The sequence below is a fragment of the Flavimarina sp. Hel_I_48 genome (genome assembly GCF_000733945.1).
Taxonomy (GTDB): Bacteria; Bacteroidota; Bacteroidia; order Flavobacteriales; family Flavobacteriaceae; genus Leeuwenhoekiella.
Genome location: NZ_JPOL01000003.1, coordinates 290,597 through 308,479 on the forward strand (window position 1 = coordinate 290,597; position 17,883 = coordinate 308,479).

At 39.2% G+C, this 17,883-nt stretch carries 13 protein-coding genes; 7 read left to right on the plus strand and 6 right to left on the minus strand.

Annotated features, from left to right (window positions below; translation table 11 throughout):
* Window positions 1-218: 218 nt before the first annotated feature.
* The 4 genes from epsC (at window position 219) to P162_RS17165 (ending at window position 3,480) form a co-directional block, all read left to right on the plus strand.
* The gene (epsC, locus tag P162_RS17150; protein WP_031429176.1) at window positions 219-1,010 is read left to right on the plus strand and encodes a serine O-acetyltransferase EpsC; all 792 of its coding nucleotides are present in this window, start codon (window positions 219-221) and stop codon (window positions 1,008-1,010) included.
* Window positions 1,011-1,043: 33 nt separating this feature from the next.
* Window positions 1,044-1,928, plus strand: a complete 885-nt coding sequence (gene cysM / locus P162_RS17155) for a cysteine synthase CysM (RefSeq protein WP_031429178.1) — start codon at window positions 1,044-1,046, stop codon at window positions 1,926-1,928.
* A 20-nt stretch (window positions 1,929-1,948) separates the two neighbouring features.
* Window positions 1,949-2,791 (plus strand): DUF1853 family protein, encoded by an 843-nt coding sequence (locus P162_RS17160; protein ID WP_031429179.1) that lies wholly within the window; start codon window positions 1,949-1,951, stop codon window positions 2,789-2,791.
* A 179-nt stretch (window positions 2,792-2,970) separates the two neighbouring features.
* Window positions 2,971-3,480, plus strand: coding sequence for a peroxiredoxin-like family protein (locus P162_RS17165; RefSeq protein ID WP_031429180.1), 510 nt, complete (start codon window positions 2,971-2,973; stop codon window positions 3,478-3,480).
* 84 nt (window positions 3,481-3,564) lie between these two features.
* Here P162_RS17165 and P162_RS17170 read toward each other — a convergent pair whose 3' ends face one another.
* The gene (locus P162_RS17170) at window positions 3,565-4,839 is read right to left on the minus strand and encodes a tetratricopeptide repeat protein (protein WP_031429181.1); all 1,275 of its coding nucleotides are present in this window, start codon (window positions 4,837-4,839) and stop codon (window positions 3,565-3,567) included.
* A 27-nt stretch (window positions 4,840-4,866) separates the two neighbouring features.
* The gene (gene gyrA, locus P162_RS17175) at window positions 4,867-7,404 is read right to left on the minus strand and encodes a DNA gyrase subunit A (RefSeq protein ID WP_031429182.1); all 2,538 of its coding nucleotides are present in this window, start codon (window positions 7,402-7,404) and stop codon (window positions 4,867-4,869) included.
* 240 nt (window positions 7,405-7,644) lie between these two features.
* Here gyrA and P162_RS17180 point away from each other — a divergent pair, with 240 nt between their 5' ends.
* The 3 genes from P162_RS17180 (at window position 7,645) to P162_RS17190 (ending at window position 11,726) form a co-directional block, all read left to right on the plus strand.
* The gene (locus P162_RS17180) at window positions 7,645-10,191 is read left to right on the plus strand and encodes an ATP-dependent Clp protease ATP-binding subunit (protein WP_031429184.1); all 2,547 of its coding nucleotides are present in this window, start codon (window positions 7,645-7,647) and stop codon (window positions 10,189-10,191) included.
* Between the two features lie 317 nt (window positions 10,192-10,508).
* Window positions 10,509-11,537, plus strand: coding sequence for a hypothetical protein (locus P162_RS17185; protein WP_031429185.1), 1,029 nt, complete (start codon window positions 10,509-10,511; stop codon window positions 11,535-11,537).
* A 36-nt stretch (window positions 11,538-11,573) separates the two neighbouring features.
* A complete protein-coding gene (locus tag P162_RS17190; RefSeq protein ID WP_031429186.1) occupies window positions 11,574-11,726 on the plus strand; it encodes a YqaE/Pmp3 family membrane protein in 153 nt (50 codons plus the stop codon).
* A 72-nt stretch (window positions 11,727-11,798) separates the two neighbouring features.
* On the opposite strand, the gene P162_RS17195 is transcribed toward P162_RS17190, so the two are convergent.
* From P162_RS17195 to P162_RS17210, 4 genes are read right to left on the minus strand one after another with little or no spacing between them, the layout of a single operon-like run.
* Entirely contained in the window at window positions 11,799-13,553 is a 1,755-nt protein-coding gene (locus P162_RS17195) for a hypothetical protein (protein WP_031429187.1), read from the minus strand.
* Window positions 13,546-15,705 (minus strand): hypothetical protein, encoded by a 2,160-nt coding sequence (locus P162_RS17200; protein ID WP_031429189.1) that lies wholly within the window; start codon window positions 15,703-15,705, stop codon window positions 13,546-13,548. Before P162_RS17200 ends, P162_RS17195 begins: the two co-directional genes overlap by 8 nt.
* A complete protein-coding gene (locus P162_RS17205) occupies window positions 15,702-16,982 on the minus strand; it encodes a BatA domain-containing protein (RefSeq protein WP_031429191.1) in 1,281 nt (426 codons plus the stop codon). The genes P162_RS17200 and P162_RS17205 overlap by 4 nt, the downstream gene beginning before the upstream one ends.
* Window positions 16,979-17,875, minus strand: coding sequence for a DUF58 domain-containing protein (locus P162_RS17210; RefSeq protein WP_031429192.1), 897 nt, complete (start codon window positions 17,873-17,875; stop codon window positions 16,979-16,981). Before P162_RS17210 ends, P162_RS17205 begins: the two co-directional genes overlap by 4 nt.
* Window positions 17,876-17,883 lie beyond the last annotated feature (8 nt).

A 17,883-nucleotide genomic window follows, 5' to 3' on the forward strand; every position in this document is an offset into this window, starting at 1 on the left:
ATAGCCGTATTTACTCTGTTTCGAAGCCATTTTAAACAGATTTCGATCTCTGTTACTCCATATCAATTATAAAGAGAAGTTTGATACCAAGACTTTTGAGATGTATTGTGAAAATGGAATTTATGGATCAGTACTATTAAGAAGCCTTCAATTTTAAAAGCCTTTAAGACTAAATGAAGTCTTTAATCATTAAATTTGACCCTTCAAATATATTTCCCTTGGAGAAAGATAGGATTATAGACCAGATTAAGGAGCACAAACAATTATCGCACCTTAATTATAAACTCAAAGAAGACGCTCAGCGCTTTACAGATACGCTTTTCTATACGCTATTTGATTACGCGACAGATCTTGAGAAAAATCTGGGTATCCTGGAAGGACTTTTTACAGAACTGGTAGATCTTGCGTGCTGGGAAACAGATAAGCGCTGCTCAAAAGTTTGGGAAGATTATGTAGAAGGCCTGCCTAAAATCCTACGCACACTCAATCTTGATGCCGCGGCTATTTTTAAAAACGATCCCGCAGCACGTTCCCTTGAAGAAGTTTATCTCGCTTATCCCGGTTTTTATGCCATTGCTATTTTTAGGTTAAGTCACGAGCTGCATATCAAAGGATTTCCCATCGTCCCCCGACTAATGACTGAATATGCGCATCAAATTACCGGCGTGGATATTAATCCTGGCGCACAGATAGGAGAACATTTTTTTATGGATCATGCCACGGGTATCGTCATTGGTGAAACTGCGGTCATCAAAGATCACGTTAAGCTGTATCAGGGGGTGACGCTGGGAGCCCTAAGTGTAGATAAAGACATGCGGGATATCAAACGCCACCCCACGATTGAAAATGGTGTTACCATTTATGCAAACGCAACAATACTTGGCGGAAATACTGTCATAGGTGAGAACAGTACCATAGGTGGGAATGTCTGGCTTACAAGTTCTGTACCCGCTTATTCCCTTGTCACACACCGTCCAGATATTCACATTAAAGAGCTCAAAAAACGGTAAAAAAGGCCGTTTTTTTATGTAAAATACCCATTTATGAACTATAATTTAGAACGGCTAATTGGCAATACGCCTTTAGTGGAATCAAAAGTGCTACAGCAAAACCCCAATGTAAAACTCCTCTTTAAATTGGAAGGTGACAATCCTGGTGGTAGTGTTAAAGATCGCGCGGCTTTCAATATGATCACAAGCGCGCTTGAACGCGGTGCTATTGATAAAAACTCAAAACTGATAGAAGCCACCAGCGGTAATACCGGTATTGCCCTGGCGATGATCGCGAGTATTTATGGCCTGGACCTGGAAATCGTTATGCCAGAAAATGCTACTAAAGAACGTGTACAAACCATGCGGGCCTATGGCGCGAAAGTAACATTGACTTCAAAAGATATAGGAATAGAAGGCGCCCGGGATTTTGCTGAAAACAAAGTGAAGCAAGAAGGTTTTTATATGTTTGATCAATTCTCTAATCCAGACAACTGGAAAGCGCATTATAAAACCACCGGACCAGAAATTTGGCGTGATACAGAGCACAAAGTAACGCATTTTGTTTCTTCCATGGGAACAACCGGCACCATCATGGGAACCTCTACTTTTCTCAAAGAGCAAAATAAAGACATACAGATTGTGGGGGTTCAACCTACAGATGAAAGCAGTATTCCAGGAATACGTAAATGGCCAGAAGAGTACCTGCCTAAAATCTTTGACGCAAGCAGGGTAGACCAGATCATTGAAGTTAGCGAAGATGAAGCCCGTGTCATGGCAAAAGAACTGGCTCGTAAAGAAGGTATTTTCTCGGGTATGAGTAGCGGTGGGGCTACCGTCGCGGCCTTAAAACTCTGTGAACAGTTGGATCAAGGTGTAGTTGTATCAATTATTTGCGATAGGGGCGATCGCTACCTTTCCTCAGATCTTTTTGATTAGAAGATCATTTATAAAAAACGATGAACCGCTCCCATAAATATATTTTACAGCAGCAATATGAAGGATTTCTGAATACGGAGGTTTTGTTTAAAAATACATTTGACGGAGTTGATTTTTTTGAGCTGAACAAAGCCAAAATAATGTCCGGGCAACTTCCGGAAGATTTTGAGATGCCCCAGAATATACGCTTGGGACAACGTATGGAATATTTTATGGAAGTAGCGCTCAAGCGTTCCTCTTATGAAATTTTGGCCAAAAACCTTCAGATTATACATGAGAAAACCACAATAGGGGAACTGGATTTTATTGTAAAAAATCCGGTTGATACGACCCTGTTCCATCTGGAAATGGTCTATAAATTCTACCTTTTTGATCCTGCGGTTGAAGGGGATTGGACAGCGCAGTGGATAGGCGGTAACAGGCGGGACAGTCTAAATTTAAAACTTCAGAAGCTAAAAAATAAACAACTACCGCTGCTATTTGCTCCAGAAACTGCCCAATATTTAGCCCAATTGGAGCTAAAAAGTACCGAAATTAACCAGAAAATATGCTTTTTAGGCCAATTATTCCTTCCCTACGGTCAAAAATTACCTATTGATCAGAATATAAATTCTGCTGCAATAAAAGGGTTTTGGCTCAATATAACGCAGTTGGAATCAATAAGCGTAACTGTGAATAGCTTGCTAATACCTCCTAAAAATGACTGGGTGACCGTACCTGCTATAGACGATTTGAACTGGAAAAGTTATAAGGAGCAAATTCCGTTATTCGAATCTTTTACGGAAAAAAAACAAAGTTCGCTGTTTTGGATTATAGATCAGGACGGAAAACTACACCGTTTTTTCTTTGTGTGGTGGAGCTAAGAAGAAAACAACTTTTACGTTGATTTACGCTAAATAGTAATTTTTTTGTTTTAAGACATATTAAAGCGTATCTAATGTGTCATTCATAAATATTTCATATTTAGGCAATTTAATTGTTTTGGCACATTGTTAATATAGTACCGTCCAGATGTTTTTTACCTTTATTAAAAATTGAAACTATGATAAAACCAACAGAAAAAGTACCAAATCTTGAACTGGATCTCATCAATGATACCAAGTGGGATCTAAGCAAACAAAACGCAGAACAATTTACACTGGTAGTATTTTACCGTGGCCTGCACTGCCCCGTTTGTAAAAAATACCTTGAAGATTTAAAAACTAAGTTAGAGGATTTTGAAGAGCGTGGTGTAAATGTTATCGCTGTAAGTATGGATACGGAAGAACGTGCCAAGAAAACAGGAGATAAATGGGCAATTGAATCCCTTCCCATAGGATATGATCTTACGGAAGATGCAGCCAGGGAATGGGGTCTTTACATTTCTAACGCCATTAAGGATACAGAACCGGATGTCTTTTCAGAACCTGGATTGTTTTTGATAAAACCCGACGGAACGTTGTACTGTTCTGCCGTACAGAGTATGCCCTTTGCACGTCCTGATTTTAAGGCTTTATTAAAGGCAATAGATTTTATACAGGAAGAAGACTACCCTGCACGCGGTAAAGCTTAATTTGTAAATTCCTCAAAATGAATAAGCATAAAAAAAGCCTGATCAATTGATCAGGCTTTTTGTGTTTATATTATGGGCGAAATATTATTTTCCGCTTGCTCCTTCTAAACTATCCAGCTTTTCTTTGAAAGTGGCCGCTTTTTCAGTATTACCCAATTGACTGTGGATATTGAAAAGTGTACGTGTAACTTCTAAGTTATCAGGATCACTCTCTGCTGCTTTTTCTAAATAGGGTATTGCATCTTTATAAACATCCATACGTTCCTTTTTAAAGGCTTCGTATTTTTTATTGTCTGCTGCAGATGTTCCCAGGCTGTTCATTTGATCAACGAGTTCTTTATCTTTAGCTAAAAGTGCAACAGCGGTATTCAGGTTGGCAATTGCATTAGATGGATCTATTTCTAAAGCTTTCTTGTAATATTCCATTGCTTTTTCAGGATTCCCAGCATTGTTTGCGCTGATTCCCAGATTTACCAAAAGATCAGGATTATTAGGATCTTTAGCGATGATTTTGTCCATTGCTGCCTCGTATTCAGCAGTCATATCCAGCTTGCGGTAAAGTTCAGCCTCATTTTTCATCAAATCCACATTATCAGGATTTTGCTCGCGGGCATCAGCCATAGCGTCAAGCGCTTTCTGGTCTTCACCTTTTTGCATGTAGATCAATGCAATTTTTTCTGTAATCTCTGGACTTTTTGCAGGAGTGGTTTCCATTTTGGGATCTTCATGTGATCCTGCTTTTACCATAAGGTCACGCTGAGCTTCTGAACCAAAGTTTTCTACTTCACCGCTCTCTTTGTTAAGGGCAGTATATTTAGTTTCAACACCTTCGTATCCTAAATCTTTAAGTTGATTGTAATATTCTAAAGCCGTGTCAAAATCCTGACCGTTTACTGCATTAGAAGCTGCGTAATACAGATAAATGGTATCTTTAGGGCTAAGGTTATAAAGTTTGTTCAACTTTGAAGCAGCAGCATCATAGCGCTCTGCATTCTGATCTTCAACAGCACTGTTAATGGTTTTGTTCATAGCTTGTTGCTTTAATTCTGCAACCTCGTCGCCATAATCATCACCATCATTCGTTTTTGAAGCCATGTCCAACGCTTCTAAAGCAGTATCAAGACCAGAAAAATCATCTTCTTTACCTAAATAAGCCTTCGCTTTATAGTAATAGAACTCTTCTTTATCGTCCTCATCCATTTCTCCCATCATACCTTCCAGTGTACTGATGTCAGTCTTCGCTTGCGCATACTCCTCATCTTCTACGGAGCTCTTTAAATTTCTAAGTTCCTTGCGCTGTGCAGAAACTATGGCCGTTATTGAAAGGGCGGCGCCCACTATAAATAATTTGGTTTTCATTTTAATTACTATTTAAATTTAACTTGGTTATTCCTCTTCGTCAGAGGTGTTATCGTTGGTTTTTTTATCTTCTATAGGTTTCTTGGGTACTTCTTCCGTGGTGTCTTCCAGATCATCAATAGCATCGTCGTCATGTTTAACTTTGGTGACTGCTGCAATTGAATCATTGTTTTTTAGATTGATCAATTTCACACCCTGTGTAGCCCTTCCCATTACCCTAAGATCTGCAACTGCCATACGTATGGCAATCCCAGATTTGTTGATAATCATCAGATCATCGCTATCGGTAACGTTGTTAATGGCTACAAGACCACCGGTCTTTTTAGTAACGGAGATTGTTTTAACACCTTTACCACCACGGTTTGTAATTCTGTAATCTTCCACAAGGCTACGTTTACCATAACCATTTTCCGAAACGACAAGAATATTGGACTCTGAATCATTCACAGCAACCATTCCTATAACTTCATCCATATCATCTGCAAGTTTTATGCCACGAACACCAGAAGCTCCACGCCCCATTGGTCTGGTTTTACTTTCTTCAAAGCGAATCGCCTTACCGGATTTAACGGCAAGCATGACCTCGCTCTCCCCATTTGTAAGCTTGGCAGCTAGAAGTTCATCACCATCCTTAATGGTAATGGCGTTAATACCGTTACTTCTTGGCCTGCTGTATTGCTCGAGTGAAGTTTTCTTGACCTGACCTTTTTTAGTAGCCATAATCACAAAATGACTGTTGATATATTCCTCATCTTTGAGGTCATTTGTACAGATGAATGCCATTATCTTATCCTCTGGCTCAATGCTTATAAGATTTTGGATCGCTCTTCCTTTAGAAGTCTTACTTCCTTCCGGTATTTCAAAAACGCGCATCCAAAAACATTTACCATTTTGGGTAAAGAAAATAAGGTATTGGTGATTCGTTCCTATGAACAGGTGTTCCAGAAAATCTTCATTACGGGTAGTAGATCCTTTTTGACCTACACCTCCCCTATTCTGGGTTTTGTATTCATCCAGTGAAGTACGTTTGATGTAACCGGCATGAGATATAGTTATAACAACTTTCTCATCAGGGATCAAATCAGTGATATCCATATCACCACCAGCATATTCTATATTCGTCCTGCGCTCATCGCCATACTTTTCCCTAATTTCTATAAGTTCGTCATGGATGATCTGCATCCTACGTTCCTTTTTAGCGAGAATATCTTTCAGATCTTCAATTGTAGCGAGTAAATCATCATATTCCGCCCTTAATTTATCCTGCTCCAGACCGGTAAGTTGGCGTAATCGCATTTCAACGATAGCTTTCGCCTGGATTTCGGTAAGTTTAAAACGCTCCATGAGTTTCTCACGGGCTTCATCTGCGTTAGAACTTGCACGAATCAAAGCGATCACCTCGTCAATATTATCTGATGCGATAATAAGTCCTTCAAGGATGTGTGCGCGGTCTTCCGCTTTCTTCAGTTCATATTCCGTTCGTCGCACCACAACCTCATGACGATGCTCCACAAAATAATGAATCATGTCTTTAAGGTTCAGCATCTGTGGCCTACCATTGACCAGTGCAATATTGTTTACACTGAATGATGATTGGAGGGCGGTATATTTGTAAAGCGTATTGAGTACGATATTAGGGATCGCGTCACGTTTTAAAATATAAACGATACGCATACCGTTACGGTCAGATTCATCCCGAATGGCCGAAATGCCTTCAATCTTTTTATCATTGACAAGATCAGCGGTTTTCTTGATCATATCGGCCTTATTTACCTGATATGGAATTTCGCTGACCACGATACATTCTTTACCTTTTATTTCTTCAATCCGTGCCTTGGCCCGCAAAACAACACGTCCACGACCTGTTTTAAAAGCTTCCCGAACGCCTTCGTAGCCATAAATGGTTCCACCGGTAGGAAAATCAGGTGCACTCACATGTTCTATGAGTTCATCGATTTCTATATCGTTGTTATCTATATACGCTATAATACCGTTAACGACCTCGGTAAGGTTGTGTGGGGGCATATTGGTAGCCATTCCCACTGCGATACCAGATGCACCATTAACGAGCAATCCCGGGATACGTGTGGGAAGGACTTTCGGCTCTTTTAAGGTATCATCAAAATTCAATTGATGGTCTACCGTATCCTTATCGATATCCGCAAGCATTTCTTCGGAAATCTTCCGCATACGGGCCTCCGTATAACGCATTGCTGCCGGACTATCACCATCTACGGAACCAAAGTTTCCCTGGCCATCCACGAGCATATAGCGCAGGCTCCATTCCTGGGCCATACGTACCATCGCATCATAAACCGAAGTATCACCGTGCGGGTGGTACTTTCCTAACACCTCTCCCACGATTCTTGCAGATTTTTTATGGGAGCTGTTGGCGCGAACACCTAATTCATGCATACCAAATAAAACACGCCTGTGCACCGGCTTTAAACCGTCCCTCACATCTGGCAGGGCGCGTGACACAATGACTGACATTGAATAATCAATGTAAGCCGACTTCATCTCATCTTCAATATTTATGGAAATTAGCTTTTCACCTTCTGCCATTTGTAAATATCTTAGTTATTGAATTAATAAACACTAACGTGCAAGATACACAATTTGTCAGTGTTTCGTAGCAAATACAAGGCTTTTAAGCGTTTTTTTATTAACAAAGATTAACAGTGGATATTAATAAGTATCCTTAACTTCTCTTGTGATAATCAAAGATATTTCGTCATTTTACTCAAAGCACAGATGAACGGAATGATTTTTGACTATTTTTATAGTAAATTGAGATAAGATTTTATGGATGATAATTTTTCCCCAAGAGTAAAAGATGTAATCGCTTACAGTAAGGAAGAGGCGTTGCGTCTAGGGCACGAATATATAGGTACTGAACATTTATTGCTCGGTTTGCTACGGGATGGTAGCGGCAAGGCAATTGAGATTTTGCATAAATTAAGCATTGATCTGAGTCATTTGAGGCGCAAGGTCGAAATCCTTAGTCCTGCATCACCTAATTATTCCGTAGGTAACAACGATAAACGTAACCTGCATCTTACCAGACAGGCAGAGCGGGCCTTAAAGACCACTTTTTTAGAAGCCAAACTTTTTCAAAGCACTTCTATAAATACTGCGCACTTGCTTTTGTGTGTTTTGCGTAATGAAAATGATCCCACGACCAAGCTGCTCAACAAGCTTAAAGTGGATTATGATAATGTAAAAGATCAATTCAAGCTTATGATGACTAACGATGATGATTATATAGAAACAATCAAAGCGGAATCTTTTAGTGAAGATGATGCTGATTCTTCTGCAAAAGAAAACCCCTTCAACACTACAGGCAACAACAAAACCAATAAAAAATCAAAAACCCCGGTTCTTGATAATTTTGGAAGGGATTTAACAGCAATGGCGGAAGAAGATAAACTCGATCCCGTTGTGGGCCGTGCAAAAGAAATTGAGCGCGTTTCGCAAATTTTGAGCAGAAGGAAAAAGAACAACCCCCTACTTATAGGTGAACCAGGTGTAGGTAAATCTGCCATCGCGGAAGGACTGGCTTTGCGTATAGTAAAGCGTAAGGTTTCCCGTATCCTTTTTAACAAGCGCGTAGTAACACTGGATCTTGCAAGCCTGGTTGCCGGTACAAAATATCGTGGGCAGTTTGAAGAGCGAATGAAAGCTGTTATGAACGAACTTGAGAAAAATAGTGATATCATTCTTTTTATTGATGAGATACACACTATTGTGGGTGCTGGTGGAGCAACTGGTTCATTAGATGCAAGCAATATGTTCAAACCTGCATTGGCTCGTGGTGAGATTCAATGTATAGGTGCCACTACCCTTGATGAGTACCGTCAATATATTGAAAAAGATGGTGCACTGGAGAGACGTTTTCAAAAGGTAATTGTTGAACCAACAACTATAGCAGAAACAATAGAAATTCTTGAGAACATTAAGGATAAATATGAGGATCACCATAACGTACAATATACTAAAGAAGCTATTGAAGCCTGTGTAACGCTTACAAGCCGTTATATGACAGATCGTTTCTTACCAGATAAAGCTATTGATGCTTTAGATGAAGCAGGTTCTAGGGTGCACATTACGAATATTGATGTTCCTAAAAAGATCATTGATCTTGAACGTCGTCTTGAAGAGGTTCGCGAGAAGAAAAATTCTGTTGTTAAAAAGCAGAAATATGAGGAGGCTGCCAAGCTTAGGGATGATGAAAAAAATATAGAAAAAGAACTTGCGGTTGCTCAGGAGCGCTGGGAAGAGGATTCTAAACAACATAAAGAAACCGTTAGCGAAGACAATGTGGCAGATGTCGTTTCCATGATGTCTGGTATACCAGTGAACAGAATAGCAAAAACCGAAAGTAACAAACTTGCTGAACTTCCCGCTTCTATCAGGAATAAAGTGATAGGTCAGGACGAAGCCGTTGCTAAAGTTGCAAAAGCTATTCAGAGAAACCGCGCCGGACTAAAAGATCCACAAAAACCGATTGGATCCTTTATTTTCCTAGGGCAAACCGGTGTTGGTAAAACCCAACTCGCAAAAGTCTTGGCTACTGAACTTTTCGACAATCAGGATACACTCATACGCATTGACATGAGTGAGTATATGGAGAAATTTGCGGTATCCAGACTCGTGGGAGCGCCTCCGGGATACGTAGGTTATGAAGAAGGTGGTCAATTGACGGAAAAAGTACGTCGTAAGCCTTATGCGGTCCTTTTACTTGATGAAATCGAAAAAGCACACCCAGATGTTTTCAACATGTTGCTTCAAGTACTGGATGATGGTTACCTTACAGATTCCTTGGGTAGAAAAATAGATTTCCGGAATACCGTTATTATTATGACTTCTAATATAGGTGCCCGTAAATTAAAGGATTTTGGTCAGGGTGTAGGTTTTGGAACTTCTGCAAGAAAAAATCAGGAGGAGGAAAATACACGTAGTGTAATTCAAAGTGCGCTCAAGAAAACTTTTGCTCCAGAATTCCTAAACCGTGTTGATGACGTGGTAATCTTTAACGCGCTTGATAGAGCTGAGATTCACAAAATCATCGATATTGAACTGGCTAAATTGTATTCAAGAATCAAAGATCTTGGATATGCCCTGAAATTAACGGATAAGGCCAAGGATTTCATAAGTGATAAAGGATTTGATAAGGAGTATGGGGCACGTCCACTTAAGCGTGCAATTCAGAAATATATTGAAGATGCCCTTGCAGAAGAAATCATTACTTCAAAACTTGAAGAAGGTGATAAGATCACAATGGATATTGAGGAAGGTAAAGAAGAGCTCAGTATTTCAATAGAAAAGCCTGAAAATAGTACTCAGTCTTAATTTGAATAAAAATTTCTTGTTATTAAAAAGCCATCCCTTGGGATGGCTTTTTCTATTTGTATATATGGGATTATCATTTAAAACGGATTTCCGGAAAATATAGGCTGAACTATTTTACTTAATATGTCACATTATTACCCATAATAATCTCTTGAATAAAGCTAAATAAGGTAAACATGCAATTCTAAAGCGGCACTTTGTTGATTTATACTAGGTCTCTGTTAAAGTAAAAATAAATAAATGCTAAGGGCAGCCCAATTTTCAATCTAAGACACATGCTAATATTATTTTTGAAAATAATTAACCAACATTAAATTATGAAAAGACAAATTACAAATTTATCAAATTCCATCAATAAAGTTTCCCGGGTATCCTGGGCAGCTATATTTGCTGGTGCCGTTACTGCCGTTTCGGTTTCATTTATGCTTAATATCCTCGGTCTTGGTATTGGTCTTACTAGTATAGATCCTATGACAGACCAAAATACCTTAGATGGTCTGGGAACAGGAACCTTAATCTGGTGGGGCGTTTCTAACCTTGCCGCTTTGTTTGTAGGTGGTCTCGTTGCCGGTAGAATGTCAGGTTTTCCTTCTAATTCTGATGGTGGCTTGCATGGTTTTCTATCATGGGCTCTTTACACTTTACTTTCAATTTATATATTAACTTCAACAATAGGTGGGGTTTTTAGTGGGGTTACCGGCGCTATTTCATCCGTATTCAGTAGTTCTGATGCTTCTTCTATCGCAGAGCAGATCACTAAGGCACAGGAAAAAGGTCAGTCTGAAACCACAGCATCATTTGACAAGATTAAAAAAGAAGCTTTCCAATTGATCAATAAAGCGGAAGATTATAATATCGTTTCTGAAGACGCTTCTCAGGAAGCGCGTCAAACAATGAAAGATGTAAAGGGCGATTCTAAAGATTTACTCAAGAACCTTAATCTTGAAGACAATGTTGATGAATTTTTCAATGAGCTATCCTTTGATCTTGATGATAACGGAGATTTGAATATTTCTGTTGAAGGCGGAAAGGATATTGTAAACAAAGAAGAGATCAAAAATTACTTAACGGAAAATACAGAACTTTCTGATGAGGAAATCAATGGTGTCATTACTAAATGGGATGAACGTATCAACACCGCAGTAGATAAAGCTGAAAAACTTTACGCGGAAGCAAAAGCAAAAGTGGCCAAGTATACTGAAAAGGCAACTGATGTTGCTGGAACCATGAGCATAATTGCATTCTTTATATTCCTATTGGGTGCTGGTGCAGCGTTCTTTGGTGGAGCCACAGGCTCTCCTGAATATACAGTTGATGAAGAGCAATTGTGTGATGAGCGCATTTAAGCAGATTAAATTTACTAACCTTTAAATATCATTATTATGTCAATACTAACAATTATTTTAAACATTCTATTTCCACCTATCGCTGTCTTTATGAAGCATGGACTGGGAAGTACTTTTCTTATCAATGTTCTACTTACACTCGTAGGTTGGATTCCAGGAGTTATACATGCGTTTATTGTAAATGATTAAGTAAATACTTCTTAGGAATAAAAAAAGCTGCCCCATCGGGCAGCTTTTTTTTATTTATACTATCCAAATCCGTCAATTTTTAATAAATAGTTTTGGTTCTAGCCACATGTAACCAATAGTCAATAAAAAAATGCCATAAAACCACCACAAATTGATCGGTTCTATATATTCCCTTTCTGTTACAGAACTTTTATTTCTTTTGAAATAATTCTTGTTTGCTTCCATTTTTTTGTAATTGGATAGCGGTTTCCAATCCATAGCGTCAAGAACGAAATAATTTAAAATTTCCGTAGTATCGCCTTCTACTTGTAATTGCTGCCAGCCTTTTGAATTGGGATAAGTCCTTCCCTCCCATTTTTCCGGAAGATCGAAATTTTGTTTTAAAGCAATGGGATTGCCGTTCTTATCCCTAACTTCAGGATCATTTTCTGTTGTATGTAGCTGAAAAAGCAAAGGTTCATCAACGTGCAGGGGTTCCTGCGCCACAGCCCACTCCGCAAGATCTGTCTGAGGCTTAGCTAACGGACTCAATATCTGAGTCCATAACCTGTCATAACTATCCTTTTTTCCATTTAAAAGTAGTTGGTAACTAGTTTCCAATACGGTAGTTCCCAGCCTGCCGATTCCGTTTCTTTTGTAAGCCGATAGTATTTTAGTATCTGAAGTATGTATTATTTCGAGATCAAAGGATTTTTTAAAAATAAACGGACTCTTAGCCAGTATCGTTCGTGGAAAATCCGTGAGGCGAACGCTGGTTTGAATATCATTATCAAAATTTAGCTGGGGGAATACTTTTGAACTTCGGAAAAAAGAAGCGTCCGCTTGAACAAAAACGCCCAAACCGTCCTCAAAAACTGCCCTTTGTAGTCCGTTTTTAGCCGAATTTGATAGGTTTTTCAAACTTAAATAATCGATAATCAATAGATCGAAATCTTCAAGCATAGGTTGTGACAGATCGGCAAATGAAATCTGATCCCTATTTAGATATTCATATTTATAGCGTCCTTTGGTTATTTTAGAACGTATTAGGACTTTATGACCATTTTCGGCTAAGAAGTTTTTGAGATATTTGGTTTCAAAAGAAGGAAAATCATTCAATACAAGAACGTTAAGTACCACTTTAGGAATTATGTTTAGCGGCAAAGGATTATCATGTAGCACACTCCCAGTTGAGTCTTTTTCCACTAACCGATATACCAGTTTTCCAGTTGCTTTTAATATGGTCTGAAGATTAAATTCAGATTGACCCGCGTTCACATCTGTAGAATCCAGTGCCGTTCCTCCTGGATCTTGTAATACCACTCTATTCTTCACTTTGACAGAATGATACACACCGTCAACACTAAATTTATCACCTATGCTTGCTTCTTTCGGGTAGTTAAGTTTGATGATTCCATTTGGGAGTTGCCCAGGTAAAAACTGGACGCCAATGGAATCAAATTGCCATAAATCATAGGATTTTACCCCACTTCCTAAAATTGTAATTTCCGTCAACGAATCCAATGCCTCGCTTAAATTTAAATCTTTACTATAATCCAGAACGACCAAATCCCGTATCGCCTTTTTTAGACTGTCTAGTTGATTTTCGGAATATCCCTGTGTCAACAAAACTCCAGTTTCCCCATCTCGTGTGCTGATAGTTGCAGGTTTCATTGCAATAAGCACTAGCGCACTTATTGCAATTGATCCGGTTATAATTTTTAGTGGAAATCCTTTTTTTCTACCAGAAAACCAACTTGTTCCTATAAGAATGATCCACATTAAAAGACCTAAACTTATAATAGGCCAGAACCATTTTTCATTTAAAAAAATTATGTTTTCAATCATTTTGCTGTAGTTCTTTCAGGACTAACAAGTTTAGTCTGCTTATCGATCCTTTGCCACCTTTAGGAGCTACGTTTGGATTATTTAGTGCCTGTAATAAACCGCTTTGAAGTGTTCGCAGTTTTTCTTCATCAGGCTTTTCCTCGCGTTCACCCACCCATTTTAATTGCTGTAAAAGAGATAAATACTTCCCTGGATTTTCAATGGCTTTTTGCGCAAGCTCGCTTCCTGCTTTATTGAAAACCGACTTATTATCATCAGAAATTGGGCTATTTTGTGTGAGGATTTGTTCAATAAGCACAACGGATTTTCTAATATTTTCTTCAGTTTCGGGATTTTCAAGATTCTCGGTTTTCCTGTAATTATCAACTTCTTTGATGTCGCCGGTAAGCCGTGCATTCTCTTTGATGGGCGGTGGGTCAAAACCTGTTCTGTGTACATAAATACGCGCGCTGTTTTTGATTTCCTGTAAAAGGTTGAGCGCCCTGTTTTGATAAGGTAAAGATTGACTGGGTTCATTGATGCGCAAATGACGTTCTGAACTCCACATTTCATTGAGTGCCTCGCGCATTTTACTGTGTAATGATTGGGTGAATTGATCTGGTTTTCCTGTAGATGTGGTATCTTTTTTCGCTTGTTCACCATCATTTTCGACCAGATTGTGCTCATTGCTGCCGTCGTGATCGTGCATATAATCTGCTAATGGATTTTCTGTACCGTCGTGATCATGATCTTCTGCGCCTGTGTTCTCATCGCCCATAAATTTGCCGTACTTCAGGCGTAGCGCGCTCTGTTCTGCTCCCAGTTCGTTGCTTTTTTTATTAAATTCTGCTTCGGAAAGATTTGACCTGCTTTTGATCAGTTTTTCGGTGTCAATGATTAACTGCCGCTGGCTACGGAAACAATCTGGCATGCGATCAACACCAAGCGTTCCTTCCACTGCAAATTCATAGGAAACGGTATCTTTGATTACGGCAAAAAAAGTTTCACTGCGCGAGATATTAGGCTTTGGCGTTTTTAAATCACTTGTTTCAACATAGAAATACAGTTCATCCCCCGGCTCCATTTTTAAGGAATCCAGATTGATTTTCTTTTCAATGTTCCACATTTTTTCACCAGGCTTTCCCGGATTAGCAAAACCTATTTGCTCCTCCCTAAACTTTACGGATTCTCCTGTTCCGCGACTTACGGTCGCATTGATATATGCGCTTCCAATACCAAAATCATCTGTTAGCACTGCGGAAAAATCCAATTGTTTTTTTTGATCAAACGTGAAGGAAACAAAGGGCTGCAAACCGTTCAGGGAAATTACCGGTGGTTGATCGCGTATGATTTCCACGCTATGTAAGTCAGAAATATAGGCCGCGCCAAGGGTGTCTTTAAACCTGAAATTATAGAATTCCGCATTATCCACCTTTTTGAAAAAGGAATATGTACTGCTTTGTAATTTCATGGGGAAACGCGTTCCGGAAAACTCAATGGAAACCCTGTCCACCTTTTGATCAAATTCAAGATTCCAACGCACTTGCGAACCTTCCAGCGCCTTGATTTCCATAGATGAAGATGAAAATGGGGCTGTGTTTGTATATGCCGGATAGCTTATAATTATCTTTTGGCTTTCCAATATAGGCGGTATGCTTTCTACTGAAGAGGAATCTATAGGTTTAAAACTGATTTTATTGACTATTGGCGCCAAACACGGTTCAGTAGAAAATACCTGAGAAAAACCAAATTGGTATGCAACTACGGATAGTAAAATGAACGTAAAAAGGGTAAAAACGGGCTTTAAAAAGCCAATTTTTGGTCGAATTGTACCTATTTTCGTTAATAAAACTTCGGCCACACGTTGTTGCTGTACTTGTGCCAGGCCTGAGAGATCAATGGTTTTTAGAAGAAGTCCACTACTAAAAGCGACGGCACTTAATTTCTCGTCCACATAAGCACTTACACTATTCAAAGAAAGGTTCCACGGTTTGTGATATGCGAGCTGGGCACCTATTCCAAATACAAAAATGCTTAGGGAAATGTAAAAATTGCTGCTCAGCACAAATGTAAAAATTGCTGGTCCCAGCGCATAAAGGACATATTTTAATACCAGCAAAAACTGCCAGCGATGCTGAAAACGTACCAATGCCTGTTTTGCTTTTACAATCATTGTTTTCGATAATAGGCGGTGATACGTTCCGTTATAAAAGCCAGTATAAAAATCAGCCAAAACCAGGGTGAAAGATCCATGGTTTTTACAATATAATCCGCCTTTTTAGGGGCTTTTGAATGCGGCTGGAGTATGTTTTTGGCAAGGCTTGTTTTATCAAAAGGTTTTGAAAGCTTCTCAATAGTGGGATAAAGATTCAAAAACGATAGTACTTGTTCTGGAAATTTTTGAGAGACTATATTTTCTGAATTCAACCGACCCGTCAACTCAAAAACCGCCGGATTTTTTGTGGAAACCACCAAATTTTCAGCAAATTTATTTGCTTTATATCGTATGATTTTGCCCTTAAATTCTGGAATTGTATCATTTTTCAGCCAAATCACTATTTCAGTCTTAGGATTTATAGAACCGTTGATTTCACTTATTTCAAATAGAATTTCGGTGTAATTAGATACTGCCCGCAAAGAAGCTTCAATGTATTTTTTTTCCGCTTTTAAGGAATCCACAGAAGCAATCTGGATATATAACGTATCACGAGTAAACAACGGTAGCCTATGTTTTTGCCCATTGCGCATGATGGCAATACTATCCCTACTGTTATTCATTTCAACCGAACTTCTTGAAACCTTTTCCCTTTCATATTCCAGTTGATCACTAGCACTATTCACCGAAATAAGGGTAATACTATCACTAGTTTGAATTGAAGCTAGGAGTTGGTCTTCCACTGTTTCCGGAGTCAAAATTATCCAATTTATAGTTGAATTTACCGTGGGCCTTTTTCCTTTGAATCCCTGAAGCAAGCCACGGGTAAAAACCACAATACTATCAGCGTGCAGGCTTTCCATTTCCTGTGCAAGTTGCCAGTAATTTGGGGTTTTGTTCAGAATATTTACATTCTCATCCCGTTTCCACTTCGGAAAATCATTTTGAAGCAAGAATGTTTTTTCTTCTGGTAAAGAATCCACCATCTCACGGATATCGTTGTTATCCAGAAGTGCAGGTTCTATGAGGTAAACCACGTCTGCTGTTTTTGTCTTTTTTTTAGCTTGGGGGGAAGCCAGAATACACACGAGGATCCCCAGCAATATTAACCGCAAAAAAAGCAAGAACAATTCATTGAGTTGTATGCTGCTGGCCTGTTTGGGATCTGTCTGCGCAAGCAATTGAATGCTGCCTATTTTTATGGTTTTTCCCTCCTTTTTACTCCACAAATGTATAGCCAGCGGTACCGCAAGCCCCAGCAATCCCCATAAGTACATTGGGTTTAAAAATGTCATTGCAGGTTGTTACGTTTTTTGATAAATGTTTGCAAGGCCTCACCCAAAGGTCTATCAAGCTGAAAACGCTCATAACGAATCCCGTGGGATAACAACTCATTTTTTAAAGTTTCAAAATAGTTTTGAAGGTTTTTTAAATAGTTACTTTTAGCATCCTTTGCATTGACCTTTACACGGGTTCCCTGCTCCAGATCTTCAAAGGTAATAGTGCCTTTATAATCAAATTCAATTTCTTTTTGACCTGTAACATGGAGTAAAACGACTTCATTTCGGGAGGTTTTTAAACGCTTTACCACATTGGTTAATTCGTGGTTTTTCTCATAAAGATCTGTTATAAAAAAAATGAGTTCTTTCTGGCTTCTTTCATGTAGTTTCTCCAGTTCTACAGTATTTTCAGGCCATGTACCCGCGCTTTTAATATTTAAGAGCTCCAGTAATAAACGGTTTAAATGTTGCTTTTGCGTTTTGGTATAAAGCGTTTGCAACTGCTGGTCATTCAGGGCAAAAAGTCCCACGGCATCGCCCTGTTGAATGCTCAAATGAGCCAAAGTCGCTACCAGGACGCGTACATATTCCGTTTTTGAAAGTCCGTCTTCCCTATGTTCCATAGAATTGCTGGCGTCCACGATAAACTTTACGGAAACATGGGTATTGATTTCGGCCTGTTTTATATAGTAACGGCCTGAGCGCGCAAGCATTTTCCAATCAAGCAAACGCAGGTCATCTCCCGGTTCATAACCACGGTACTGACTAAATTCCATCCCCTGCCTTACTCGTTTGCTTTTGTGCAGACCAGCCAATTGCCCATCAACAATTACCCTTGCGATCAGGGAAAGCCCTGACACACTATTGATAACTTCCGGTTTAAGCAAATCCTGATAATCCTGCTTCAAAATGACTG